Annotated in this window: 22 protein-coding genes; 18 read left to right on the top strand and 4 right to left on the bottom strand. The window is 66.0% G+C overall.

From position 1 onward, the window contains the following. Positions 1-35: 35 nt before the first annotated feature. The 8 genes from G474_RS0103020 to G474_RS0102985 all read left to right on the top strand — a co-directional run bounded on the left by G474_RS0103020 (position 36) and on the right by G474_RS0102985 (position 13,390). Positions 36-1,373, top strand: coding sequence for a DNA ligase (locus G474_RS0103020; RefSeq protein WP_026685685.1), 1,338 nt, complete (start codon positions 36-38; stop codon positions 1,371-1,373). A 130-nt stretch (positions 1,374-1,503) separates the two neighbouring features. After that, complete coding sequence (locus G474_RS0103015) at positions 1,504-3,339, top strand: ATP-binding protein (protein ID WP_026685684.1); 1,836 nt, start codon at positions 1,504-1,506, stop codon at positions 3,337-3,339. Positions 3,340-3,381: 42 nt separating this feature from the next. Next, positions 3,382-5,676, top strand: a complete 2,295-nt coding sequence (locus G474_RS0103010) for a tetratricopeptide repeat protein (protein ID WP_026685683.1) — start codon at positions 3,382-3,384, stop codon at positions 5,674-5,676. 209 nt (positions 5,677-5,885) lie between these two features. Then, a complete protein-coding gene (locus G474_RS0103005; protein WP_211228046.1) occupies positions 5,886-7,265 on the top strand; it encodes an SWIM zinc finger family protein in 1,380 nt (459 codons plus the stop codon). Beyond that, complete coding sequence (locus G474_RS21815; protein WP_026685681.1) at positions 7,262-8,800, top strand: DUF5691 domain-containing protein; 1,539 nt, start codon at positions 7,262-7,264, stop codon at positions 8,798-8,800. Before G474_RS0103005 ends, G474_RS21815 begins: the two co-directional genes overlap by 4 nt. Before the next feature lie 15 nt (positions 8,801-8,815). Next, entirely contained in the window at positions 8,816-9,895 is a 1,080-nt protein-coding gene (locus G474_RS0102995) for an ATP-binding protein (protein WP_026685680.1), read from the top strand. Between the two features lie 7 nt (positions 9,896-9,902). Next, positions 9,903-12,215, top strand: a complete 2,313-nt coding sequence (locus G474_RS0102990) for a DUF5682 family protein (RefSeq protein WP_026685679.1) — start codon at positions 9,903-9,905, stop codon at positions 12,213-12,215. Then, entirely contained in the window at positions 12,212-13,390 is a 1,179-nt protein-coding gene (locus tag G474_RS0102985) for a VWA domain-containing protein (RefSeq protein WP_026685678.1), read from the top strand. The genes G474_RS0102990 and G474_RS0102985 overlap by 4 nt, the downstream gene beginning before the upstream one ends. A 119-nt stretch (positions 13,391-13,509) precedes the next feature. Here the strand turns inward: G474_RS0102985 and G474_RS0102980 are convergent, their stop codons facing one another. From G474_RS0102980 to G474_RS0102970, 3 genes are read right to left on the bottom strand one after another with little or no spacing between them, the layout of a single operon-like run. Then, positions 13,510-13,827, bottom strand: coding sequence for a YkgJ family cysteine cluster protein (locus G474_RS0102980; protein ID WP_026685677.1), 318 nt, complete (start codon positions 13,825-13,827; stop codon positions 13,510-13,512). Beyond that, entirely contained in the window at positions 13,824-14,516 is a 693-nt protein-coding gene (gene trmB / locus G474_RS0102975) for a tRNA (guanine(46)-N(7))-methyltransferase TrmB (RefSeq protein WP_026685676.1), read from the bottom strand. Before trmB ends, G474_RS0102980 begins: the two co-directional genes overlap by 4 nt. 2 nt (positions 14,517-14,518) lie before the next feature. Then, positions 14,519-15,496: a tRNA dihydrouridine synthase gene (locus G474_RS0102970; RefSeq protein WP_211228045.1), complete on the bottom strand. Its 978-nt coding sequence runs from the start codon at positions 15,494-15,496 to the stop codon at positions 14,519-14,521. Positions 15,497-15,708: 212 nt separating this feature from the next. Between G474_RS0102970 and G474_RS0102965 the strand changes: the two genes are divergently transcribed. Together G474_RS0102965 and G474_RS0102960 are read left to right on the top strand one after the other, a co-directional pair. Further along, positions 15,709-16,533 (top strand): phosphate/phosphite/phosphonate ABC transporter substrate-binding protein, encoded by an 825-nt coding sequence (locus tag G474_RS0102965; protein ID WP_156919131.1) that lies wholly within the window; start codon positions 15,709-15,711, stop codon positions 16,531-16,533. After that, the gene (locus G474_RS0102960; protein ID WP_043463005.1) at positions 16,518-16,982 is read left to right on the top strand and encodes a PIN domain-containing protein; all 465 of its coding nucleotides are present in this window, start codon (positions 16,518-16,520) and stop codon (positions 16,980-16,982) included. The genes G474_RS0102965 and G474_RS0102960 overlap by 16 nt, the downstream gene beginning before the upstream one ends. Here the strand turns inward: G474_RS0102960 and yaaA are convergent. Next, the gene (gene yaaA / locus G474_RS0102955) at positions 16,970-17,755 is read right to left on the bottom strand and encodes a peroxide stress protein YaaA (RefSeq protein ID WP_026685672.1); all 786 of its coding nucleotides are present in this window, start codon (positions 17,753-17,755) and stop codon (positions 16,970-16,972) included. The two genes, G474_RS0102960 and yaaA, sit on opposite strands and share 13 nt — an antisense overlap. A gap of 90 nt (positions 17,756-17,845) precedes the next feature. Between yaaA and G474_RS0102950 the strand changes: the two genes are divergently transcribed. The 8 genes from G474_RS0102950 (at position 17,846) to bioC (ending at position 25,825) form a co-directional block, all read left to right on the top strand. Further along, the gene (locus G474_RS0102950) at positions 17,846-19,852 is read left to right on the top strand and encodes a site-specific recombinase (RefSeq protein WP_026685671.1); all 2,007 of its coding nucleotides are present in this window, start codon (positions 17,846-17,848) and stop codon (positions 19,850-19,852) included. A gap of 25 nt (positions 19,853-19,877) precedes the next feature. After that, positions 19,878-21,053 carry a DUF2863 family protein gene (locus tag G474_RS0102945; RefSeq protein WP_026685670.1) on the top strand — a complete coding sequence of 392 codons (1,176 nt, stop codon included), beginning with the start codon at positions 19,878-19,880 and terminating at the stop codon, positions 21,051-21,053. Positions 21,054-21,055: 2 nt separating this feature from the next. Beyond that, a complete protein-coding gene (gene bioA / locus G474_RS19295; protein WP_084513538.1) occupies positions 21,056-22,492 on the top strand; it encodes an adenosylmethionine--8-amino-7-oxononanoate transaminase in 1,437 nt (478 codons plus the stop codon). 76 nt (positions 22,493-22,568) lie between these two features. Continuing rightward, positions 22,569-22,799, top strand: a complete 231-nt coding sequence (locus G474_RS0102935) for an antitoxin (protein WP_026685669.1) — start codon at positions 22,569-22,571, stop codon at positions 22,797-22,799. After that, complete coding sequence (vapC, locus tag G474_RS0102930; RefSeq protein WP_026685668.1) at positions 22,799-23,212, top strand: type II toxin-antitoxin system tRNA(fMet)-specific endonuclease VapC; 414 nt, start codon at positions 22,799-22,801, stop codon at positions 23,210-23,212. The genes G474_RS0102935 and vapC overlap by 1 nt, the downstream gene beginning before the upstream one ends. Continuing rightward, a complete protein-coding gene (bioF, locus tag G474_RS0102925; RefSeq protein WP_026685667.1) occupies positions 23,209-24,369 on the top strand; it encodes an 8-amino-7-oxononanoate synthase in 1,161 nt (386 codons plus the stop codon). Before vapC ends, bioF begins: the two co-directional genes overlap by 4 nt. Further along, a complete protein-coding gene (locus tag G474_RS19290; RefSeq protein WP_051281757.1) occupies positions 24,366-25,064 on the top strand; it encodes an alpha/beta fold hydrolase in 699 nt (232 codons plus the stop codon). Before bioF ends, G474_RS19290 begins: the two co-directional genes overlap by 4 nt. Beyond that, positions 25,061-25,825, top strand: a complete 765-nt coding sequence (gene bioC / locus G474_RS0102915) for a malonyl-ACP O-methyltransferase BioC (protein ID WP_043463002.1) — start codon at positions 25,061-25,063, stop codon at positions 25,823-25,825. Before G474_RS19290 ends, bioC begins: the two co-directional genes overlap by 4 nt. Positions 25,826-25,872: the final 47 nt, after the last annotated feature.

Here is a 25,872-nt window from a genome sequence, read left to right as displayed (position 1 = left end):
ATCGACTCGCTTTAGCCAAGCAATGGAAATGGAAAATGCATGCTGATCTGAATGACGGCGAGAGCATCGAGATCAAGGGTTCGGGCGTCAAGCCCTACCTGATCCGGAACATCGGCGGCTTATACAGCTGTACCTGTCCGGCCTGGATGAACCAGTCACTGCCCATCGAGCAACGCACCTGCAAACATATCCGCAAGTTGCGCGGTGATGCTGCCGAGGCTGAGCGCATCGGCAATCTGCCGGAAAAGCCGGTCAGGAAGGTCAAGGCCAGCGAAGCGGGGGATGAGGGCAGCGAAACCGTCGATAAAGGCCCGCCCTTGCTGCTGGCACACAGTTGGGACAACGAGACCGATCTGACCGACTGGTGGATGAGCGAGAAACTCGACGGTGTGCGCGCCTATTGGGATGGCCAGCAGTTTTTCTCGCGGCAGGGCAATTTGTATCACGCCCCGGACTGGTTCATTGCCAAGCTGCCGCCGATTCCGCTGGATGGGGAGTTGTGGCTGGACAGGAAACGTTTTCAGCGTACGGTCAGTATCGTGCGCCGGCAGGACAAGAGCGATCTATGGAAAGAGATTTCCTATGTCGTTTTTGATGCGCCGGCGATGGCGGAACCGTTTGAAGCCCGCCAGGCAGCCCTGGCCGAGCATTTGGCAAGCCTCGACGGGCCGGTACGACTGCTTGAGCAGAACCGCTGCCAGGGGCTGGACCATCTGCGGGAGACGCTGCGCCAGATCGAATCCATAGGCGGCGAAGGCTTGATGTTGCGGCAACCGGGCTCCCTTTATGAAGCGGGACGGTCGACGACCTTGTACAAGGTGAAATCCTTCCATGATGCCGAGGCTGTCGTCGTTGAACATCTTCCCGGTACAGGACGGCACAAGGGGCGGATGGGGGCGTTGCTGGTTGAACTTCCCGATGGCACCCGCTTTTCCGTCGGCACCGGGTTTTCCGATGCGCTTCGGGATGCCCCACCGGTTCCCGGCTGCCTGATTACTTTCCGCTACCAGGAATTGACCGATGGGGGCGTACCGCGCTTCCCCTCATTCGTCCGCGTACGTTCCGATCTGATGCCGGCCGAGGTCAGTGCGCCAAGCAAGACCAGCAAGTCGGTGGCGAGCGAAGCGCCAGCCGCTTCGCCTGTTGAGGATGGCGAAAAGACGACTCGCCGTTTCGAGTATGTCGATGAAAAATCTTCCAAATTCTGGGAGATCAGCATCGCCGACATGACGGTCCTGGTTAGCTACGGGCGGATCGGTGGCTCCGGGCAGAGCCAGGAGAAGCGCTTCAGCGATACGGCCTCGGCGGCACGTCACGTCGAGAAGTTGATTTCTGAAAAAGTCGGAAAGGGCTACTGCGAGATCGCTGACTAAGTTCGTTTTGTCAGCGTTCCACGGCCACAGCAGCAATTGGGGCAACCGGGAAAAACAGGCAAGTTTCAAATGTCGTTTTTTTGAGCAGACGTCAGCTGATTCCACTCGACCTATAAACAAGAGCAGAAGCATGAACTCACCAGCCCCCTCTTTGTCCCTCGCTGGGCTCCACCGCACCGACGTCGACCTGCCGGGTCTGATGTCGGTCCTCAGCAAACACCTTTATTCCACACCCATGGTCGCGTTGCGCGAACTGGTGCAGAACGCCCATGACTCGATCATCCGGCGCCGGATCGAGCAAGCCGGCTGGAACGAACCCGCCAGGATCGACGTCGATTTCGACCGTGCTGCCGGCATCCTGCGCATCACCGATACGGGCGCCGGCCTGACCAAGCACGAAATCCATGCTTACCTGGCGACCGTCGGCGTCGGCTACACGCGCAACCTGCGCCAGACCGGACACGACGACAGCGGCCTGATCGGCATGTTCGGGCTCGGCTTCCTGTCGGCCTTCGTCCTCGCCAAACGCGTTACCGTCAACACCACCTCCTACCAGGAACCCGCGCGCAGCCACTGTTACACCTCGACCAACGCCGAACAGTATTCGGTGGCACCCATCGCTTCCCGGCCAGTCGGCACCGAGATCCTGCTCGAATTGCAGGAGGACTTCCTGGGACTCGCCAACAGCAGCCGCCTGCAGGAAATCCTCGGCCATTACTGCCTGCTGCTCAAGGAACCCATCTACATCGCCGGCAGTGCCGAAGCACTCAATCCGGAACCGCCGCCCTGGCGACAAAACGACGAGGCGCACCCGCACCCGGCCCTCGAACGGCGGCGCAACCTGGCCTTTGCCGCGCGCTTCGAAAAGAATTTCGAACCGATCTGCACGCTGCCCCTGCGCCCCGGCCCGTTCGGCAATACGGCCGGCCTGCTCTGGATACAGGACGGCGCCACCTATGGCACCAGCGACAACCGCAATCTCTCGGTCTTCGTCCGTGGCATGCTGCTCGATGACGACGCCCGCGACCTGCTGCCCTCGTGGGCCGGTTTCGTCGGCGGCGTCATCGAGTCGACGCAGCTGACGCCCACGGCCAGCCGCGAGGATCTGCAGCGCGACGACAATTACCGGCTCACCCAGCGCGCCATCAGCGAAGCCCTGATCGAAGGTCTGGCCGAAGTCAGCCGCAGCCAGCCGGAAGCCTGGCGCCGCATCCTGGCCCGCCACAACGAAGCCCTGCTCGGCGCCGCCCTGTGCGACGAACGCCTGTTCCAGCTGATCATGGATTGCGTGCGCATTCCCAGCTCGCGGGGCGATCTGCCTGTCCGCGACCTGCTTTCCCGCGGCAGCCTGCACGTCATCTTCGAAAACCGCCAGGGCTTCGAGGAAATGCTGTTCCGGACCATGGGCGTGCCGGTTGCCCACGGCCACCGCTACGCGGTCGTTCCCTTCCTGCGGCGCTGGGCGCAGCTCAAGGGGGTCCGCCTGACCGAACTGGGCACCGAACAGGGCAACCGCCAGTTGTTCACACTGGCTGAACTGCCGGCGGAACAACAGGCCTGGCTGGAAACGCATCTGGCGGACGGCGAAAAGCTGATCCCTGCACGTTTTCATCCGGAAGCCCTGCCACTGGTCGTCGTCCCCGACCGCGACAGCGAGCTCAAGCGACGCCTGGAGGCCGATGCCAGCGACAAGCAGATTTCGCAGTCGGCACTGCGACTGGCGCGTCAATTCACCGCCAAGATCGACGCCGAATACGACGAACGCCTGTACATCAACCTCGACAATCCGGCCATCCAGACCCTGCTCCGCGCCATGGCCGAAGCCCCTGCCCAGGCGGCGCTCGCCGCGCGCCTGCTGAAGGCCTTCAAGGTCCTGATGGCCAGCCGCAGCCCGCACGGGGAAAAAGCCCCCAACCAGGCCCTGACCGATCTCGCAGCTGCGGTCACGCTGATCGTCGAACACTAATTTCTGCCGCAGCGCGGCAAACCACCATTCAAGGAAGAAAACATGAATATTTGGGACTGGGTAGACAAGCTCCAGGACGACCTCGCCGACGCCGGCCAGGCGCACAGCGCCGAACTGATCTACCGCCTGACCAGCGAAATCGTCGACATGCGCCCGGAACAGGCCGATGCCCTGCTGCCGGAAGCCAAAGCCTTGTGCAAGACGCTGGAAAACCCGTGGCTGGAAGTCTTCGTCGGCCACTGGGAAATGCGCAACCGGATTGGCAACAAGGCGGAAGGCGAGAAAGCCCTGGCCGACGCCGTCGCCCTGTTCGAGTTCGCCCATCGCAAGGAAACCATCGACTGCCCGCAATCCATCTGCGTCACCCAGGATCTGGCGTCCTGCTACGCCAACATCGACGGTCCGGGCTGGGTCGCCGAACGTATCGAGGTCTGCGATGAAACCCTGGCCCGCATCGACCCGAGCTGGAGCTGTTTCCAGTGCCTCAGCAACGAAAAAGCGGATGCCCTGTTTGACGACGCGCGTCCAACGGACGCACTGGCCTATCTGCAAGACCAGCAGGAACGGATCGAAGCGGCCGGCGAAGAGGTCGGCGACGGCATCTTCGAAATGCGGAACCGGGCGCTGATCATGCTCGGCCGCCATGCCGAGGCACTCGAACAAATCACCGCCCAGGAGGCCGCTGCCGAAGGCACGGAATCGCGCAACATCAGCCAGCCGCGGACCTTGCTCAAGGCCCAGGCCCTGGCCGGGCTCGGCCGTGACCAGGAGGTCTGGGAAACGCTGCCACCGCTAGCCGAACTCACCCTCTGCGACCACCTTTCCTGGTGGCAGGCGGCGTACCCTGTGCTACTGCGCCAGGGCGAACGCAACACCTGGCAACTGGCCAGCCAGTTGCAGCGCGCGCTCGCCCATTTCACCGAAAGCGGCAGTTACCGGATGGCCATCGAGCTGGCCGAATACGGCATCCGTCTCGCCATCCGGCGCGGCTCGGCCTGGAGCGCCCACCGCTACCTGGCCCAGGCGCGCGCCTGCCTGCCCAAGCTGCGCCGTGATCTCGGCGCTAGCGCACTGCTCGACCAGCTGGCCAGCGAAATCGACGCCCTGCCGAACCAGAACGATCTGCCCGTCACAGCGGAAAACCTGCTTGAACATCTGGCCGCGCAGGCCGGCGAAAACAATGACCGGAATCCGGAAAAGGAGGTCCAGTGGCTGCTGCTGGCCGTCCGTCAACGCCCGGAAGACGCGGCGCTGCGCGACCAGGCAGCCTCCGCCCTGGAAGCCTGCGGCGCCCACGACGAAGCCATCGCCCTGCTCTGGGAATATGTCGAGACCCACACTGCGCAGGAAGAAAATCTCGCCTACACCCTGCTCGGCGCGCTGATGAACCGCGGCGACGAGGCCGGCGTGCTGCGCCTGGCCAGGCTCTACGAAAACAGCGTGCCGCTGACCGCGCACTGGTGCCTGGCCCGCCTGGCCAGCCACCGCGACGACTGGCCCGCCGCCGAGCGCCACTGCGCCGACCTGCTTGAAACATCTCCGGGTTCGCATGGCGCCCGTCGCCTGCATGCGCACAGCCTGATGCAGCAGAAGCGTTTTGCCGAAGCCGCCGAGAGCTATCACGCGATGTACGAGCACACCGAACAAGACCAATCCGTGCTCTGGGATTACTTGATTGCCGCCACCGCCGCCGAGGCCTGGGACAAGGTGCGCGCAGCCGCGGCCACGCTGGGCATGGAACTCGACAGCCAGAGCGGCCCGATCGAGGAGGAATGGGGCACGGTCATCATCCGCTACATCGAGAACGGCGACCCCGTCGATTACTTTGCCCAGCGCACCGGCCCGGTCAGCGCCCGGATCATCGAAAATTCACGTGGCAACTGGCGCCAGCACGTCGACGACTGGGTGGTTTTCGATGCCACACCGGTCTTCCCTGCTCCCGAGGATGAAGAAGAACGGGCAAGCTTTATACGCACCTTCAGGCATGTGCATACGCTGGCCCAGGGCGGCTTCGGCCAAGGCTGGCTGGCTGACGGCGCCTATCCCGGCGACGAAGCTTTCGAGCAGATGCGCGAACAGCTGAGGGCACGCGGCTGGAAAGTCTGGATCCACAGCGGCGACGATTATCAGGTTCAGGACAGCAGCAGCGGTATCGACCTGCCCGGCATCTTCTTCACGATCGCCGCCCCGGAATCCGTTCCGCCCCTGGAAATCCACAAGGCGCTCAGCGCCAGCACGGAAGCCTGGGAACACCCGCTATGCTGGCTCAGGCTGGCGGAACACTGCGAACTCGATATAGAGCCCCATCTCGCGATAATCGACCGTTACGGGCTTTAAAAAGCCGGCACAAGGTGTCACCACGCTTGATGCACCTTGCGCACGCCGGAAGTTCCGACGATTGATGACCTTGTTAACCGGTGCCATGGAAAACTCACCTTGATTTGAGATAGTGAATCCTTGAGCGTAGAGCACCTGAACGTAGTGCACCTTGTTCGAATCAATGACATGCACCTAGAATCCCCGCTTCTCACGAAAAAGACCATTTGATGATGCAGCTGAGTGCCAGCGAAATCCTGCAGCTTTCGCCTGACGATGCTTCAGCCAAGGCGGCCAAGGGCTTGGTTGTTCCCGGAAAATGGCCTCGGCTCGAGTATGACGACAGAGCAATCTGGGGCGAGTGCCAGGGGAGTGGCTCGAAACCGTATCAGGTGCAATTCGACAAGTCCGGCCCGGCCTTTCGCTGCACCTGCCCGAGTCGCAAGTTTCCCTGCAAACATGGCTTGGCACTCTTACTCCTCATGGCCCAGAACCCGACGAATTTTTCGGCGGCGGAAGCGCCGGCCTGGGTTACCGAATGGCTGGCATCGCGCCAGCAGCGGGCGGAAAAACAGGAAGCACGCATTGCCGAAAAGCGCGATGCGCCCGTTGATCCACAAGCTTCGGCGCGCCGCGAAGAAGCTCGCCTGCAACGCATGGCCGCAGGCATGGAGGAACTGGAGCGCTGGCTCGCCGACCGCCTGCGCCAGGGCTTGGCCCAGTTGCCGGGGCAAGCGGCCATCTGGGAAGAGATGGCGCGGCGCATGGTCGACGCCCAGGCGCCGGGGCTGGCTTTTCGCCTGCGCCAGATTGGTGCCCGCGTCGGGCAGGACGAAAGCTGGCCGGGTTACGTCCTGGGCGGATTAGGCCAACTGCGCGTGCTGATCGACGCCTTTCGCCGCCTCGACAGCTTGCCCCTGGCCGTACAGCAGGACGTTCGTGCCGCGCTCGGTCTCGCCGTTGACCGCGACAGCGTGCTGGCCACGGGCGAACGCCTGCGCGACGACTGGCTGGTTCTCGGCCAGTCCATCGACGAAGACGGCAACCTGTGGTCACGTCGTGTCTGGCTGTTCGGCCGGCAATCCGGACGCACGGCCCTGTTGCTCGATTTCGCCCACGGCAACCGGCGTTTTGAGCAGAACTACGTCACGGCCAGCAACCTGAATGGCGAACTAGCTTTCTTTCCCGGCAATCTGCCCTTGCGCGCGCTAAATACGGGCGACATGCAGTTGCTGCCGGTCAGCCCGGAAACCAGGGCGGATTCCACGGCCAACCCGAAAAAAGAGCCAAATCCGACTGCGCTGCCAACGGGGCAACTCGACACCGCCCTGACTGCCTTGGCCCGGGCAGTCGCCGCCAACCCCTGGCAATCGCCACTCCCCATGATGCTCGAGGGCGTGCCCTACCTCAGCCAGCGCGGCTGGTCGCTGCACTGCCCGGAACAGCGTCGTCTGACCCTGCGCCTGCGCGACGAGGACGGCTGGCAATTGCTGGCAGCCAGCGGCGGTGCTCCGCTCACCCTGCTCGGCGAGTGGAACGGCGAGGTGCTGCGCCCGCTTGCGGCGTGGCAAGACAAGCTGCTGTGGCAGGAAACGGCGGAGAGCGCATGAAACTGTTGCACGAACTTGCCACCCAGGTCCTGCTCGGCAGCGACCGCCGGCCGCCCGTCCTGCCAGAGCCAGGCGGCAAGCTGGGCGAATTTCTTCGGGCCGCCTGCCCGCCCGACAGCGACAAGGAGATCCGTGCGCTGCGTTACGCCGGCAGCCTGGCGCTCGGTGCAGCGGCCGGCTACCAGCCCGCCAGCACCGAAGAAATGCCGCCAGCGCTTTGTCCGCGCGAAGAAAAGGCCGTGGTCGACGCCCCGCAACTGTTGTCGACGCTGCAACAGATTGTCGATGACGGCCCCGATCCCTTACGGCGCGAAGCCTTCTCCCTCATGGCGAGCAAGGGATATTGCCTGGCGCCCGGGCTGCTGCCGAAAGCCCTCACTCTGGGCCAGAAAAACCACGCATTGCGCCCGGCCATGCTCGCTGTCCTCGGCCAACGGGGCCAGTGGCTGGCCAGCCTTAATCCGGCCTGGAGCTACGCCATCGGTGCTGCCGATCCCGGCATCGACCTGGCGCAGTGGGAACACGGCAGCCAGGAGCAGCGCAAACAGTTGCTCGGCAAGTTGCGGTGCAGCGATCCCGATCAGGCGCGCAGCTTGTTGCAGGACGGCTTTGCCCAGCTCGATGCCCGCGAGCGGGCCAGTCTGCTGGACATGATGAAAACAGGCCTTAGCCTGCCGGACGAAGATTTCCTGGAAGCACAGCTGACCGACCGCAGCAAGGAAGTACGCCAACGCGCGGCCAACCTGCTGGCTGATCTGCCCGGCAGTCGCTACTGCGCGCGGATGGCGGAACGGATGACGGCCTGTCTCGGCCAGGAGCGCAAATTGTTCCGTACCGTGCGCACGCTGGAAGCACCCGCCAGCTTCGGCGCCGACTGGAAGAACGATGGGCTGGAAGAAGCTCGGCCCAAAAACGAAAGTCTCGGAGACCGGGCCTGGTGGCTGTACCAGATCGCCCGCAATCTGCCCCTCGCCTGGTGGCAGGACACAACGGGACTGTCACAGACTGAACTCATCAAATGGGTACGCGGCACGGACTGGAGCGAGGCCATCCTGCGGGCCTGGAGTGATGCCTTGCAGCGCACGCCGGCGGTCTTGTGGGTGGAAGAATTCCTGAAGCAGGGAAAATCCCTGGCCCTGCCGCTCGGCACGGCTGACCTGCTCGCATTGTTGCCAGTGCGGGAACGTGAGCGACACTGGCTGGGCATGCTGGATCACGAGACGCATGCGGGCACCCGAGCCCGGGTGCTGATTGACGTGCTGGTGGCGTTTGCCGAGCGCCAGGAATCGCCCTCCGAAGCCTTTTCCCATCGCCTCCTGGCGGAGATTCATCAACTGGTCGAACAGCCGGCCAGCGCTGGACTTTACGAAATCGCCCGGATGCTGCCCGAGTTCGTCTGCCTTGTTCCACCGGCTTGTTTGGCGGCTGCTCGCGACGGCTGGAAAGTTGGTCATCCGGATGATTATTTCACCCGCGCGCTAGCCGGCATCCTGGCCATCGTCGAACAACGCAAAATCCTTCACCAATTTTTCTGATAGCGGACACCCACCATGAGCCAAACCCTGCGCCAGCATGCCGAGCAACAATTCGCCGAGGAACTTGAAGAACTGAAGAAGGCGGATAACCGCGAACGGCCGGAAAACTGGGTGCTTTCGCCGTGGGCGGTGGCCGAATACCTGATGGGCGGCACGCTGGCCAACGGCTTTCAGGTCAGCGCCAAATACATCGGTAACCGGCGCCTGATGGAAACCGCCATCGCCACCCTGGCCACCGATCGCGCCCTGCTCCTCTTCGGCGTGCCGGGCACGGCCAAATCCTGGGTGTCCGAACATCTGGCGGCGGCGGTCAGCGGCGATTCGACCCTGCTCATCCAGGGCACGGCTGGCACCAGCGAGGAACAACTGCGCTACGGCTGGAACTACGCCGAACTGCTGGCCAAGGGGCCGTCCCAGGCGGCGCTCGTCCCCAGCCCGCTGATGCGTGCCATGGAACAGGGCAAGACGGCGCGTGTCGAGGAACTGACGCGGATTCCGGCCGATGTGCAGGACACCCTGATCACCATCCTTTCCGAAAAATCACTGCCGGTACCCGAACTCGGTATCGAGACACAGGCGATCCGTGGCTTCAACGTCATCGCGACTGCCAATAACCGTGACAAGGGCATCAATGAGCTGTCGAGCGCGCTGAAGCGGCGCTTCAACACGGTCATCCTGCCCGTGCCGGCCAGCGAGGAAGAAGAGGTCAGCATTGTCACCAAGCGCGTCAGCGAACTCGGACGGGCCTTGCAATTGCCAGGCGAGCCGCCGGCGCTCAAGGAAGTGCGCCGGGTGGTGCAGATCTTCCGCGAACTGCGCAATGGCCAGACCGAAGACGGCAAGACCAAGCTCAAGAGCTCCAGCGCCACCCTGAGCACCGCCGAAGCGATTTCGGTAATCAACAGCGGCATGGCGCTGGCCGGCCATTTCGGCGACGGCGTGCTGCGCGCTGGCGACATCGCCGCCAGCCTGGTCGGCGCCATCGTCAAGGACCCGGTGCAGGATGCGGTGGTCTGGCGCGAATACCAGGAAACGGTCATGAAGGAACGCAGCGACTGGAAGGACCTCTACCGCGCCTGTCGGGAACAGGACTAAGCCGCCCATGGCCGATTCATCCGCCACGCCCTTCCACCTGTTCGGTGTTCGTCACCACGGGCCGGGTTGCGCCCGCAGCCTGCTGCGGGCTCTTGAGGAACTGCAACCGGATTGCCTGCTCGTCGAAGGCCCCCCTGATGGCGAGGAAATGCTGGCGCTGATGCTGGCCGAAGACCTCGTGCCGCCGGTGGCTTTGCTCGTCTATAACCCGGACGACGCACGCGAAGCAGCGTTTTATCCCTTCGCCGCCTTTTCGCCGGAATGGAATGCCCTGCGCTTTGCGCTGGAACGCCAGATTCCGGCCCGCTTCATCGATCTGCCGGCGGCGTACCAGTTCGCCCTGGAACGTCCGGCAGAGGACGGCAAGGCGACTGAAACAACAGAAGCAACACCTGAGGCAGATGACGAAGCCGGCGACGAAGCGATGCCCCCGGATAGCGGCGAAGATCCCGGGCCAAGCGGCGACCCGCTCGACTGGCTGGGCCGTGCTGCGGGTTATGGCGATGGCGAAGCCTGGTGGAACCACATGGTCGAGGAACGCGGCAACAGCCTGGAATTGTTCGCCGCCATCCGTGAGGCCATGAGCAGTGTCCGCAGCGAAGCGCCACCCCGCGTTCGCACGGCCAGCGCCGAACGGCGCGAAGCCCTGCGCGAGGCGCATATGCGCAAATGCCTGCGCCAGGCCCAGAAGGAAGGCTTCCAGCGCATCGCCGTGGTCTGCGGTGCCTGGCACGTGCCAGCACTGAGCGACATGCCGACAGCCAAGGCCGATAACGATTTGCTCAAGGGGCTGGCGAAAATCAAGGTCGCCGCCACCTGGGTGCCCTGGTCCTACCATAACCTCAGTTTTTCCAGTGGTTATGGCGCTGGGGTTGCCTCGCCCGGCTGGTACGAACATCTCTGGCAGAGCACCAGCGACGATCGGGCTATCGGCTGGCTGGCCCGGGCTGCCCGGCTGTTCCGTGCGGACGGACTGGACTGCTCCTCGGCCCATATCATCGAAGCCGTGCGCCTCGCCGATGCCCTCGCCGCCCTGCGCGAACGCCCGCAACCGGGCCTCGATGAACTCGACGAGGCGCTACGGACGGTTGTTTGCATGGGCGACGATGCGCCGATGCAACTCATCCGTCGCCAGATGATCATCGGTGACCGTCTTGGCCGCACCCCCGAGGCGACGCCCGCCGTACCCTTGCAGCGCGATCTGGCGCAACAACAGAAAAGCCTGCGCCTGAAAGCCGAGGCGACGCAGAAAACGCTGGATCTCGACCTGCGTCAGGCCAACGACCTGGCCCGCAGCCATCTGCTGCATCGCCTCAACCTGCTCGACATCGGCTGGGGGGCCCTGAACAAGGCCGGACGCAGCGCCAAGGGCAGCTTCCACGAGCTGTGGACCCTCCAGTGGGAGCCAAAACTGGTCATTGCCGTGATCAATGCCAGCCGCTGGGGTAACAGCGTGCGGCAAGCTGCCTGTGGCCGGGCCATTGATCGGGCGCAAACGGCAGGCAGCCTGCCTGAACTCTCCGAACTGGTGAATCAGGTTCTGCTCGCCGATCTGGAAGAAGCCATCGCCCCGGTTTCCCTGGCGCTGGAAAACCTGGCGGCAGTCGCCAGCGACGTGCAGCAGCTCATGGCTGCCGTGCCGCCCCTGGCCAATGTTGCCCGCTACGGCAATGTCCGGCAGACCGATGCCAGCATGGTCGAACATCTGCTCAACAGCCTTGTGCCGCGCGCCGCCATCGGCCTGCCTGGCGCCTGCTCGACCCTCGATGACGAAGCCGCCCTGACGATGCGCGAGCATATTGTCGCCATGCATCAGGCGCTACGCCTGCTTGCCCGGCCGAACCTGCAGGAGGTCTGGCAGCAGGCCCTGAGCCGCCTTGCCCAGCTCGGCAGTTGTCATGGCCTGATCTGCGGCCTGGCCAGCCGTCTGCTTTTTGATGAACAACTGGCCAGTACCGAACAGACCACGCAGTGCATGAGTCAGGCCCTGTCGGTTGGCAACGACCCGGCGCCGGCCGCGGCCTGGCTCGAAGGTTTCCTGAACCAGAGCGGCATGGTGCTGCTCCACGACCCGCAATTGTGGGCCATGGTGGATGACTGGCTCAGCAACTTGAGCGAAGACGGTTTTACCCGTGAGTTGCCCTTGCTGCGTCGCGCCTTTTCGGCTTTCAGCATGCCGGAGCGGCGCCAACTTGGCGAACGTGCCGCTCGTCCGGCTGCCAGTACAGCCAGCCCGGGACATGTTGAAGCAGACTGGGATGCCACCCGTGCCGAAGAGGTTTTGCCCATGCTGCGCCTATTGCTGGGAGTTGAAACATGAGTCAAAGCGCACTGACCGACGAGGCGCGCAAGCGGCGCTGGCGCCTGGTCCTCGGTGAACCGGCCGAGGCCGGCTGCGGGGGCATGCTGGCCGGCGACGACCTGCGCATCGACGAAGCCCTGAGCGCCCTATACGACGCCGACGAACCGGGCGGCCTGCGCGGCGGCAGCGGTTCATCCTCGCCGCGCGTCGCCCGCTGGCTGGGCGATATCCGCCGCTATTTCCCGGCCTCCGTGGTCCAGGTCATGCAGAAGGACGCCTTCGAGCGCCTCGACCTGAAAAGCATGCTCTTCCAGCCGGAAATGCTCGAAGCCGTGCAGCCCGATGTGCACCTGGTCGCCACCCTGATGTCGTTGCGCGGCATCATTCCGGCCAAGACCCGTGATACGGCGCGTGCTGTCGTCCGTAAAGTGGTTGATGCGCTGATGAAGAAACTCGAGGAGCCGATGCGCAGCGCCGTCACCGGCGCCCTCAACCGGGCTGTGCGCAACCGTCGGCCACGCCATGCCGAAATCGACTGGAACCGGACCATCCGGGCCAACCTCCGGCACTGGCAGGAAAGCTACCGCAGCATCATCCCGGAAACCCTGATCGGCTATGGTCGCAAAGCCCGGCGTACCCAGCGTGAAGTCATCCTGTGCATCGACCAGAGCGGTTCGATGGCCGCCTCGGTCGTCTATTCGAGCATTTTCGGCGCGGTCATGGCCTCGCTACCGGCCGTCAAGACGCACATGGTGGTCTTCGATACCGCCGTCGTCGATCTCACCGAACAACTCAGCGATCCGGTCGAAGTCCTGTTCGGCGTACAACTCGGCGGCGGCACGGACATCAACCGGGCGGTCGGTTACTGCCAGTCGCTGGTCCGCGACCCGCGCAACACGATCATGGTGCTGATTTCCGACCTCTACGAAGGCGGCGTCGAGAAAAATCTGCTGCAACGGGCTAGTGAGCTCGTCCAGTCCGGGGTTCAGCTCATTACCCTGCTGGCGCTGAGCGATGAAGGTGCGCCGGCCTACGATCACCATCTGGCCGCCAAGCTGGCCGCCCTCGGCGTGCCCTCCTTCGCCTGTACGCCGGACCAGTTCCCCGGCCTGATGGCCGCCGCCATCCGCCGCGAGGATGTCGGCCTTTGGGCGGCGCAGCAAGGCGTTGTCACGGTGCGAGCGGAAGGCTGAAATGCCGTCGCCAGAAGATGATCTGTTCATCCCCAGGATCAATCTGGCGTAAATGGACAGGCGAGTCTCCCTCGCCTAGCTGCCGGCATCGACCGTAGCAGGGCAAGGCCCCGGGTGGCTCACAGGGGCGCCAGGCCGTGCCGGCGGCGGGCCCGGGCGCAGGCCTCGTGTTCCGTATCGAACTCCCGGCAGGGGGAGGGGCGCCCGGCATAGATGCTGCAGCTCACGGCCATGCCGATTTCCCCTTCCAGGGCCACGCAGCGGGGCGGGCTGGCGTCGGTGCCGAGCATGCGGCAGATGGCGGGGGTGAGGGGCAGGGTCATCTCCCGGGGCACCCCGGCGCCCCAGGCGTAGGGCGCTCCGGCCAGCTCGGCCGGATGGAAATCCACCCTGAAGGCGGCGCAGCAGGCGCCGCAACTGGTGCAGGGGCTGCTCATGGCGTGCCGCCCTGTTGCAGATCCAGGTCCAACATCAGACGCCACAGGCCCTGGCCCGATTCCCGGTACTTGCGCTCGAAGGGGGTGAGGTAGCTGGAGGGTTCCCAGGCCTGCACCTGCACCGGGTAGCCACCGGCCAGGCTCAGGGCCAAGGCCAGCTCTTCCAGGTAGATGGCCCAGTTGCTGCGGCATTCGAGCATGCCCCCCAGCGCCAGCAGGGTGGGAAATACCGGATGCCCGTGCCAGCGGCGCTGCAGGTGCCCCACCTTGGGCCAGGGATTGGGATAGAGGAGGTAATGGCGCTGCAGGCGGATGCCGGCCTCTGCCAGCAGACGCCAGAAGTCCACCAGGTCGGCCCGCACCAGAGCCATGTTGGCGGGGGGCGTCCCCACCAGGTCCTTGCCCCGCCCCAGCCGGTCCGAAGATTGATCCACCCCGAGCACGAAGCTGTCCGGCCACTGGCGCGCCAGCTGCACGGTGCTCCAGCCCACGCCGCAGCCGGCATCCAGGATCAGGGGCGCGGCGGCATTCCAGTCCTGCCAGGCAGCCCTAGCCTGGTCCCAGGCCAGACGATTGTAATCGGCCACCGGCTTCTGGAAGGGATGGGCCAGATGGCGGCGCAGCACGGCCTCCAGGTCCGGGTGGGGGCCTGTCTGGCTGCTGCTGATGCTGCGGGAATTGGCGAACATGGTCAGGCGGCCTGGCGTTCCTGGTGGCTCACGGGAATGCCGCTGGCGAGCAGCAGCCGGTCCACCTCGGCCACCTGGCGCAGGGTACGCATCTGCTGGTAGAGGCTTTCCGCTTCGGCATAGTTGCGGCGCAGCAGGCCCAGCCACTGCTTGAGCCGTCCCGGCGCATGCACGGGCAGCACCCGGCGGCAGACCAGGTCCCAGTACATGCTCAGGGCCGGGCCCAGGTCGTCCCAGCCACCGCCGGCCTGACCCTTGATGCGCCGGGCCAGGAGCGGATCGGCCACGGCGCCGCGCCCCAGCATCACATGGGTGCAACCGCTTTCGGCACGGATGGCGGCATAGTCGGCCGGGGTCCAGACTTCCCCGTTGGCCACCACCGGCACTTGCACCGCCTCCCGCACCCGGGCGATCCAGGACCAGCGGGCCGGCGGCCGGTAGCCATCCACCTTGGTGCGGCCATGCACGATCAGGGCATCCACCCCGCCCGCCTCCAGGGCCTGGGCGCACTCCAGGGCGCGGCTGGTGTCCTTGAGCCCGAGGCGCATCTTGGCGGTAAACGGCAGGGTGGCCGGCACCTGCCGGCGCACGGCGGCAGCGATGCGGTGCAATAGCTCCGGCTCTTCCAGCAGGGCGGCTCCGCCCCGGTGGCGGTTCACCGTCGGGGCCGGGCAGCCGAAGTTGAGATCCACCCCGGCCGGGGCCATCCCGACCAGGCGGCCGGCGTTGTCCGCCAGACAGTCCGGGTCGGAGCCCATGAGCTGCACCCGGATCGGCGTCCCGGCCCGGGTGCGACTGCCCTGCAGCAGTTCCGGACAGACCCGGGCGAAGGTACGCCGGGGCAGGACGCTGCCGGAAACCCGCACGAACTGGCAGATGCCCCAGTCGTAGCCGCCCAGGGCGGTGAGGACCTCGCGCATTTCGTGGTCGGCGAGGCCCTCCATGGGCGCGAGGATCAATTGGGCAGGGGCTGGGGACATGAATCCGGATGGGGAAACTGGAGGCCGGATTCTAGCAGCTCCGTCCGCCGGGCCGTTGCCTCCGCCGATCGACCCGGCCGCCGGAGACCGGGCGCAGCGGGATAGAATTATGCCGCCCGTATCATTCCTCCGGGAACCTTCCGGCGCCGCCGGGCTCTCACCGGCCGCCTTGCCAGCACCAGACCATAACAATACCCAGAGAAACCCAGATCATGCCTTCCCTGCGCCGCCTGCTCTCCGTCGTCCTCCTCCTGCTCAGTTCCCTGGCCCTGGCCCAGTCCGGCGGCAAACCCCTGACCTTCGCCATCAGCGAGGGCACCTCGGGGGGGCTCACCGCCGAAGCCACCCTGAACAAATACCGCCCCCTGGTGGACCTGATGGAGAAAACCCTGGGCCAGGAGGTCAAGCCCCTCTATGTGCGCGACTTCAACGACCTGGAGAAGGGCCTGCGGGAACAGCGCTTCGACCTGCTCCTGGCCCGGCCCTCCGACTACCCGGCCCGGGGCCTGCGGGATTACCGCTACCGGCTCGTCACCACGGGCCGGCCGGACGGCCACTGCGTGCTGCTGGTGCGTAACGACTCGCCTCTGAAGACCCTGGCGGATGTGAAGGGCAAGCGTTTCATCATGCCCGAGAAAGCCGCCTACCTGACCCGGCTCTGCCGCGCCGAACTGCGCGACAAGGGCATCCTCCTGGACCAGGAGAATGTCTCCTACACCAAGGAGCAGGGCGCCATTCCCTTCGCCCTGGAAAACGGCATCTCCGACGTGGGCGGCGTATCCACCTATTCCTCCGTCTACCCCGCCTGGCTGAAACAGGGCCACCGGGTGCTGCACCAGTCCGGCCCGCAGCCCTACATGCCCCTGGTGGCCGCTCCCGGCCTGGGCCCCGAGCAGCTGGTGCGGCTGCGCGGCGCCCTGATGGAACTGGACAAGAGCGACAGCGGCCGCCAGTTGCTGCAGCGGATCGGCGTCCAGGGCTTCAACGGCGGCGAGGACGCCCGACTGCGCAAGATGCTGGAATGGCTGGAGAAGTGAGGCCCCTGCCCATCGTCCTGGACACCAACACGGTCCTGGACCTGCTGCATTTCCACGATGAACGGGCCGCCACCCTGGCGGCAGGGCTGGCTTCAGGCCGCCTCGTCGGCCTGAGCGACCCGGGCTGCCTGGAAGAACTGCGCCGGGTGCTGGCCTATCCCCGCCTGGGCATTCCCCCGGAACGGGCAGCCGGCCTCTGGTCCGCCTACCGGGATCAGGTCCGCCTGGTCCCCGGCACGGGCAGCCCTGTTGCCCTGCCTGTCTGCCGGGACCCCGATGACCAGCGTTTCCTGGAACTGGCAGCCCGGGGCGAAGCTGCCTGGCTGGTGAGCAAGGACAAGCTGGTGCTGCGCCTGCGTCACCACCGCCGCTGCCCGCCGCCCTTCGCCATCCTCAAGCCCGAGGAGGCCGCAGCCCGGCTGGCAGACCTGGAGCCTCAGTCCCCCTGACGGCGGCGGAACACCCAGCTGTCCCCGTCGCTGGCGGCCGGGTCCCAGGCGTAACCTTCCAAGTCGAAATCCTTGAGGGCCTCGGGGTCGTCGATCCGGTTCAGGATCGCGTAGCGGGCCATCAGGCCCCGGGCCCGCTTGGCGTAGAAACTGATGATCTTGTACTTACCCCCCTTCCAGTCCTCGAACACGGGCTGGATCACGGGCAGCCCCAGGGTTTTGGCCCGCACCGCCTTGAAATATTCCTCGGAAGCCAGATTCACCAGCACCGGGCTGCCGGAGGCCTCGGTGGCAGCCCGCACCGCATCGCGCAGCTGCTCGCCCCACCAGGCATAGAGGTCCTTGCCCCGGCTGTTTTCCAGCCGGGTGCCCATCTCCAGCCGGTAGGGCTGGATCAGGTCCAGGGGTTTCAGGAGGCCATACAAACCGGAGAGGATGCCCAGATGGCCCTGGGCCCATTCCAGGTCGGCCGCCGCGAGCCGGGCCGCATCCAGGCCTTCATAGACATCCCCGTTGAAGGCCAGCACCGCCTGCCGGGCATTGTCCGGGGTGAAGGGGGGAGACCACTCTGCATAGCGGGTCACGTTCAACACCGCCAGCTTGTCGCTCAGGTCCATCAGCACCGCCACCTGGGCCGGGCTCAGCTGCCGCAGGCGCTCGATCAGCGGGGCCGATTCGTGCAGCCAGTCCGGCTGGCTGTGCAGCCCGGCGATAGCGGCCGGCAGCGGGGTTTCGAAATCCAGGGACTTGGCGGGGGAAACGAGCATGAACACGGGGGCAACTCCTGCAATCGGACTGCCCGATTTTAGCGGCTCACCGCTTTCGGCGATAATGCACCCTCAAAAAAACAGAAGGCCCCGCCTATGGAACAGCAACTGCGCACCTTGACGGCAGGGGAGCAGGACCCTCTGATCCTGCTCCAGGAGCTGATGGAACAGCTCCGCCCGAGAAACCCGGAAGACCTCGCTTCCGCCACCGCCCGCATCCAGTCCCTCACCTTCATGCTCGAAGCCGACCCGGCCCTGCGGCGCCAGGTGCGGGAAGCCATAGAAACCCTGTTTTCCACCCGCAAGGCGGGTTCCCTCTACGTGGCCCTGGGCATCCTGCCCATCACCGGCTTCTTTTCCGAAACCTGGCGGCGCATCACCCACACCCTGCTCCCCGACGTGCAGAAGCCCGAGGAATACCTGGGCGACATGCTGCAGAGCCTGTTCAGCCGCAAGACCGACGAAATCTGGGTGGCCGGGGTCGAGGAAGAAGTCTGGATCACCCTGCTGAAAAGCCTGCACTTCGACGAGGAGGCCGACCCCAGGACCCTGCCCGGGGGCCTGCCCACCATGCTGCACAGCCTCTGGCTGCTGTCCTACCGGATGACCGTGATCGGCTTCGACCCGGAGCTCCTGCGCCTGGACCCCAACCTGTCCCGCACCGATTCCCCGTTCCTGGCCCAGAACCTGGAGACCCGGGCCTTCGTGGAATGCTGCCTGCAGCGCTGGGATGATCCGGAAGCCGTGGCCGAAGACGAAAAACAGCTGCTGGTGCTGTTCGACCAGTGCCGGGACGCGGTGGAGCGCATCCACCGCCGCGCCGCCCAGGCCGGCACCAGCCTGCAGCTCACCTACAAGCTCCAGTGCCTGCGCGACCACATCTGCCGGGGCGAGCAGCTGGCCAACATCGCCGGGGAGCTGCAGCGGGACCGGAGCGGCCGCACCGCCTACCCTTCCATCATCAGCCTGTTCAAGACCCTGGTCTTCGCCTCCTGCCGCAAGAATGACCTGCGCACCTTCTGGCGTCAGAATCTGGAAATCACCGCCCGGCGGGTCACCGAATACGCGGGCAAGGCCGGCGAGCACTACATCACCGAAGGCCGCAAGGAGTACTTCCGCATGGCCCGGGCAGCCATGGGGGCCGGGGTGTTCATCGCCCTGATGGCGATGATCAAGCTGGCCCTGCACCACGCCCACCTGGCGCCCCTGAACGAGATGCTGGCCTACGGCCTCAACTACGGCCTGGGCTTCATGCTGATCTACATGGTCGGCTTCACCGTGGCCACCAAGCAGCCGGCCATGACCGCCAACGCCCTGGCCGCCTCCATCGGCGAGGCCAAGGGCAAGGTGCGGGACCTGGAAAACCTGATCACCCTGATCGCCCGCACCACCAGAAGCCAGATCGTCGCCATCCTCGGCAACGTTTCGGTGGCCATCCCCATCGCCATCGGCGTGAGCATGCTGATCTTCCTGCTTTCCGGGCAGCAGGCGATTCCCGTCGAGGAGGCGGAGAAGCTCCTGGCCGGACACCATCCCTTCACCAGCGGCGCCCTGATCTTTGCCGGCGTGGCCGGCGTCTGCCTGTTCCTCTCCGGCCTCATCGCCGGCTACTTCGACAACCTGGCCACCTACAACCGCATTCCCCAACGCATCAAGCAGCTGGCCTGGGCCCGGCGCTTCCTCGGGGAGGAGCGGCTGGGACGCTTCGCCGATTACGTGGAGCGCAACCTGGGCGCCCTGGCCAGCAACTTCCTGTTCGGCATGATGCTGGGCAGCGCCTGGGGCATAGGCATGCTCCTGGGCCTGCCTATCGACATCCGCCACATCGCCTTTTCCTCCGCCTACCTGGGCTACGCGGCGGCGGCCTACGACTTCGCCCCGCCCCTGGCGCCCTTCATCTGGGCCTGCCTGGGCGTGGCCGGCATCGGCCTGGTGAATCTCAGCGTCAGCTTCTCCCTGGCCCTGTTCGTGGCCCTGCGCGCCCGGGGCGTGACCTTCTCCCAGGGACGCCAGCTGATGCGCGGCCTGGTCCGGCGCCTGCTCACCCATCCCCGGGATTTCTTCCTGCCGCCCAAAAAACAGGCTGACGACTTGGTACAATAGCCGGCTTTTCCCACGAGGGCAGAACATGAAGCGCACCCGTTTCGGCGCCCGCGACCGTCTTTCCCGGGACGCCGCAGAGCTTCAGCGCCTGGCCATAGGCCTCTCCGAATCCGGCGGCCGCCTGGAAGACAGCTTCTGGGAAGGCCGGCTGGCAGAGCTGGTCCAGGGCCTGATCCAGTCCGGCGCCGAGGACGACCTCACCACCGCCATGGACCGCCTGTTCGAGTCCCACCCCCGGGCCCACGACGAACTGGCCAACATGGTGGAATCCATGGCCGAGACCCAGAGCCTGGAAGTGGGCGGCCAGCTCCATGACCTGCAGCTCTTTGCCGCCCCCATCCTGGCCTGGTCCCGCTACGCCATTCCCGCCGGCCCCCTGGGCGCCAGCAGCCTGGAACCCCTGAAGGTGCAGCTGGGCGCCCACGTGTTCGCTGCCCAGACCCGCCTCGCCCTGGTGGATTACCTGTTCAGCCCCGACCAGCTGCCGCGCAGCTTCTGCGACACCTGGCAGCTGACCCGCAGCCTGGGGGAACAGGCCCTGGCCGGAACCGACCTGCACCTGGACACCCGGGGCCTGCCGGAAACCAACCGCTTCCTTTCCGACGTGCGCTACCTGATCGGCGTCGCCCTGGTGCCCAAAGGCCAGCCCCTGTTCCGCTGGAACGAGCCGGACGGCAGCAAGGATGAAGCCCTCACCGCCTGGGTCAAGCAGGGCAGCCCCAGCCTGGCCCCCCTGCTCACCGGCTGCGCCTACCAGCCCCTGCTGGCCGACGCCTACCACAGCGCCTGCCGCCACGCAGACCGCAGCTCCCGCCCCTATGCGGTGAAGGCTTCGGTGGCTTTCCTGCAGACCACCCTGGGCCTGCTGCCCGAGGAAATGCGCGCCGTGATCGCCCCCTGCTACGACCAGCGCCTGGAGGAATACCGGATCGGCCTGGCCCCCCGGGACCGGGACAACGCCGTCTTCCACGGCGTGGTCTGGGCCCTCCTGGGGGCCGAGGACGAGCACAGCGACGTGGCCGGCCAGATCGACACCACCCTGCGGGAATGCGGCCTGAAGGACATCGTCAGCCTGGACCACCATCTGCCCATGGAATTCTGCGACGACTGCGGCGCCCCTTTCTTCCCCACCCCCGAGGGTGAGCTGGTCCATGCGGAGATGCCCGAACAGGCCGATCCCATGCCCCAGACCCTGCACTGAGCATGAGCGGCAGCAGCAATCGGGACTGGCTCGACCGCAGTCTGGCCGCCGTCTGGCACCCCTGCACCCAGATGCAGCACCACCACAGCACGGGCCCCATGGCCCTGCCCCTGGTGCCCATCGCCTCGGGCCAGGGGGCCTGGCTGTACGACTTTGACGGCAAGCGCTACCTGGACGGCATCAGCTCCTGGTGGACCAATCTGTTCGGCCACGCCAACCCGCGCATCAACGCCGCCTTGAAGGCCCAGCTGGAAAGCCTGGAGCACGTGATGCTGGCAGGCTTCACCCACCAGCCGGTGGTGGAGCTGTCGGAACGCCTCGCCGCCCTCACCGGCGGCCACCTGGGACACGCCTTCTACGCTTCCGATGGCGCCTCCGCCACAGAAATCGCCCTGAAGATGAGCTTCCATCACTGGCAGAACCGGGGCCGGCCGCAGAAGACCCGCTTCCTCTGCCTGGAAGGCAGCTACCACGGTGAAACCGTGGGGGCCCTGGCAGTCACCGACGTGGCCCTGTTCAAGGATGCCTACGCCCCCCTGGTGCGCCAGGCCGACACCGTGATGTGCCCGGACGCCCGCCGGGCCGCACCCGGCGAAACTGCCATCGATGTAGCCCGGCGTGCCGCCGCCGCCCTGGAAGCCAAACTGGAAGCCGAGGGGGAGCAGATCGCCGCCCTCATCGTCGAACCCCTGGTCCAGGGCGCCGCCGGCATGGTCATGTACGACCCGGAATACCTGCGCCTGGCCCGGCAGCTCTGCGATCAATACGAAGTGCACCTGATCTGCGACGAAATCGCCGTGGGCTGCGGCCGCACCGGCACCTTCTTCGCCCACGAACAGGCCGGCATCAAACCCGACCTGCTCTGCCTCTCGAAAGGCATCTCCGGCGGCTACCTGCCCCTCTCCATCGTGCTCAGCACCGACGCGATCTACGCCGCCTTCTACGACGAAGCCACCCCCCGGGGCTTCCTGCACTCCCACTCCTACACCGGCAATCCCCTGGCCTGCCGGGCGGCGCTCGCCACCCTGGACATCTTTGCGGAAGACCAGGTGCTCACCGCCAACCGGGCGCAAGCCGCCCGGCTCGAAACCGCCTTCGCCTCCCTGGCCGGCCATCCCCGGGTGCGCCACCTGCGCCAGCGGGGCATGATCCTGGCCTTTGACGTGGAGAGCAGCGACCCGGCCTTCTCCCGCAAGTTCTACCGAGCCGCCCTGGAACGGCAAGCCCTGGTGCGCCCCATGGGCAACACGGTGTACGTGATGCCCCCCTACATCCTCACCCAGGAAGAAATCACCCACCTGGCCCAGGCCGTGGCGGGGGCGCTGGATGCGGCGCTGGAAAATGGGGAAGCAACCGATCCTCCTGGCGACCTTGCCCAAAATGCCAAGTGTTACGTCAAAGCCGCCATCGCTGCCAAACATGGCCGCACTCTTGAGTAAGGGGTCATGTTTTGACTTCTTGGCTTCAGTTACTTGGATGTATAAACTTCATGTATATACACACCAGGAGCGCCCCATGACCTACGCCCGTGTCTTTCAGTCTGGCAACAGCCAGGCCGTGCGCCTGCCCAAGGAATTCCGGCTCAACGTGGAGCAGGTAGAGATTTTCCGGCGCGGCGACGAAATCGTCCTGCGTGAAGCCCCCACCAACGCTACCGCCATCTTCGATCTGCTGACCCAGCTGCCGGATGATTTCATGGCAACAGGCCGCGACGACACGCCCCCCCAGGAGCGCGAGAGCTTCTAATGAGTATCCGCTACCTGCTCGACACCAACATCTGCATCTATATCGCCAAGCACAACCCGCCTGAAGTGCGGGAGCGTTTTGCACGTCATCAGGCGCGGGAATTGAGCATGTCCGTAGTCACCCTGGGCGAACTGCGCTTCGGTGCCGAAAAGAGCCAGGCCCGGGAACGGGCCCTGGCCGTCGTCGCCCAGCTGGAACAGGCCATTCCGGTCAGCCCCCTGCCCGAGGCCGCCGGGGAACACTATGGCCAGATTCGTGCCGTCCTCCAGCAACAGGGCATGCCCATTGGCAACAACGACCTCTGGTTGGCCGCCCACGCCCGGGCCGAAGGCTGGATCCTGGTCACCAACAACGATCGGGAATTCGCCCGGGTTCCCGGCCTGCAATGGGAAAACTGGGTCGGCACGGCATGAACATCGAAACCCGCCTCCGTGAGGAACTCGCCGCCCTGGCCGACCAGGGCCTGGCGCGCCGTCGCCGCCTGCTCGAATCCCCCTGCGCCCCCCGGGCCATGGTGGAGGGCCGGGAGATGTTGGCCTTCGCCAGCAATGACTACCTGGGTCTCGCCGCCCATCCGGAGCTGGCTCAGGCCCTGGCGGACGGGGCCCTGACCTGGGGCGCGGGTAGCGGCGCCTCCCATCTGGTGAGCGGCCATCTGGGCCCCCACGACCTCCTGGAGCAGCGCCTCGCCGCCTTCACCGGCTTTGCCCGGGCGCTGACCTTCTCCACCGGTTATCTGGCCAACCTGGCCGTCACCCCCACCCTGGCCCCCGGCAGGGACGACGCCATCTTCGCCGACAAGCTCAACCACGCTTCGCTCATCGATGCGGCACAGCTCTCCCGGGCCCGGCACCACCGTTATCCCCACAACGACATGGCCGCCCTGGAACGGCTGCTGGCGGCCAGCGACGCCCGCAGCAAGGTCATCGTCACCGACGCGGTGTTCAGCATGGACGGGGACCTGGCGCCCCTGGCCGAGCTGTTCGCCCTGGCCGAACGCTTCGACGCCTGGCTGGTGGTGGACGACGCCCATGGCTTCGGCGTGCTCGGCCCCCAGGGACAAGGCAGCCTGGCCCATTGCGGCGTCCCCGCCCATCCCCGGGTGATCCTGATGGGCACCCTGGGCAAGGCGGCCGGGGTCGGCGGCGCCTTCGTGGCCGGGTCGGAGCTGGTCATGGACTACCTGCTGCAAAAAGCCAGGAGCTACATCTTCACCACCGCCCAGCCCCCGGCCGTGGCCTGCGCCCTGGTGAAAAGCCTGGAGCTGATCGCTGCCGGCGACGCCCGGCGCGCCCACCTGCAAGCCCTGATCCGGCAGTTGCAGGAAGGCCTGGCCGGCCTGCCCTGGCAACTGCTGCCCTCGCAAACCGCGATCCAGCCCCTGATCGTGGGCGACAACGAAGCCGCCCTGGCCCTGTCCCGGGCGCTCTGGGAGCGGGGTCTGTGGGTGGCGGCGATCCGCCCGCCCACGGTGCCCGTCGGCACTGCCCGCCTGCGCATCTCCCTCAGTGCGGCCCACAGCCAGGCGGATGTGGCCAGCCTGGTGGATGCCCTGAAAGCCCTAGCATGAATGCAGCACAACTCTTCCTGCCCGGCTGGGGCTTCGGCCCCGGCCCCCTCACCGCCGCTCTGGCCGGCAGCGGCTGGCAGGTCCTGGATCTGCCCGGCAATACCGGCGACCCGGTCCCGGCCACCTTCCTGGCCGCCCGGGATGCCCTCCTGGCCCGCCTGCCGGCCTGCTCTCACCTGGGCGGCTGGTCCCTGGGAGGCATGCTGGCCCTGGCCTGCGCCCAGGCGGCACCGGAGCGGGTCCTGAGCCTCACCCTGGTGGGCAGCAGCCCCAGCTTCCTGAACCGGGAAGGCTGGGAACTGGGCCGCCCCCCCACGGAACTGCAGGCCTTCCAGGCCCGCATCCGCCGCCAGGGGGCCGCCCTCCTGCCCCGCTTTGCCCAAGGTTTCTGCCAGGGCGATGCGAGCCCCCAGGCGGCCGAGGCGCTGCTGGCCCAAGCCACCCCGGTACCCCAGGCAGCCCTGGAGGCCGGGCTGGCCTGGCTGGCCGAGGCGGACCTGCGCGCCGGCCTGGCATCCCTGACCTGCCCGGTCACCCTGATCCACGGGGAAAACGATCCCCTGATGCCCGCCGCCGCCGCCCGCTGGCTGGCCGAACGGCTACCCCGGGCCGAGCTGCGGCTGCTGCCCGGCAAGGCCCACGCCCCCTTTTCCCCCGACCCCACCCCGTTCTGCTCAGGATTGCCTCGCCCATGAATCTGCCGCCCAAGGAACAGGTGCGCCAGTCTTTTGAAAAAGCAGCCCGCACCTACGACAGCGCCGCCAAGGTGCAACGCTGGGTCTGTGCCCGGCTGATCGGCGGACTACCGTCCATGCTGATCCCGGCGGTGATCCTTGATGCCGGTTGCGGCACCGGCTTCGCCCTGGAGATGCTGGGCCTGCGCTTTCCCGCCGCCCGCCGCATCGCCATGGACTTTTCCCCGGCCATGCTGAGCCAGATCAAGGCCCTGGAATTCGGCGTCGCCGGGGACGTGGAACACATCCCCCTGTGCGATGACGTAGTGGGCCTGTACTGGTCCAGCCTCACGGCCCAGTGGTGCGATCCCATGGCTCTGGCCCGGGAAGCCCGGCGGGTGATCTGGCCCGGCGGCATGCTGGCCCTCTCGAGCCTGGGGCCCGGCACCTTCGTGGAACTGGACGAGACCTTCGCCCTGGTAGACCGCTACCGTCACACCATCCCCTTCCAGCCCCCCCAGGTGCTGGAAGCAACCCTGGAAGCGGCCGGGTTCCGGGACATCCGCATCCGCTGCGAACCCTGCATCGCCCACTACAAAGACCTGAAGAGCCTGCTCCAGGCCATCAAGTTCGTGGGTGCCAGCCAGATCGGCCCCGAGCGCCGCCGCGGCCTGCTGGGCCGCCACGCCTGGCAGCAACTGGAAGCCGCCTACGAAGCCAGGCGCACCCCCCGGGGCCTGCCCCTGACCTACCAGGTCATCCTCTGCTACGCCCAGAAATGAACCTAAAAACCTCACCGCAGAGACACAAAGACACAGAGAAGTTCAAA

The organism is Azovibrio restrictus DSM 23866 (assembly GCF_000429665.1).
GTDB classification, from domain to species: Bacteria; Pseudomonadota; Gammaproteobacteria; order Burkholderiales; family Rhodocyclaceae; genus Azovibrio; species Azovibrio restrictus.
This window is presented reverse-complemented; position numbering and strand designations above follow the sequence as displayed.